General features: G+C 63.8%; 1 pseudogene. It reads right to left on the bottom strand.

From position 1 onward, the window contains the following. Positions 1 to 436 (bottom strand): annotated as a pseudogene (locus tag GVL52_RS32205) (hypothetical protein); the annotation flags it as partial.

Genomic DNA, 436 nt, shown 5'->3' with positions numbered 1-436 from the left:
CGCCAGCACCACGAAGTTGATCACGAAGATGCCGTAGAGGTATTTGTGCCAGCCCGGACGGTAGCGGATGGACTTCACGGGGCTGTGGTCGAGCCACGGCAGGAAGAACAGGATGATCACGGCGCCGCCCATCACCACCACGCCCCAGAACTTGGCATCGATGGACAGCATGAGCGCGACGGCGCCTGCGGCCACCACCGCGATGGCCACCTTGATGAAGTTCGGCAGGCGCCCCTTGACCACGCCGAAGCCGGCGGCCAGCACCACGCAGGCGATCAGGGCATACATCATCTCGCTGGTGATGGCGCGCAGCATCGAATAGAACGGCGTGAAGTACCAGACGGGCGCGATGTGCGCGGGGGTCTTGAGCGGATCGGCCGGGATGAAGTTGTTGTACTCGAGGAAGTAGCCGCCGAACTCGGGCGCGAAGAACACC

The sequence above is a fragment of the Rhizobium sp. 18055 genome, from assembly GCF_902706285.1.
GTDB lineage: Bacteria > Pseudomonadota > Alphaproteobacteria > Rhizobiales > Rhizobiaceae > Rhizobium.
This window is presented reverse-complemented; position numbering and strand designations above follow the sequence as displayed.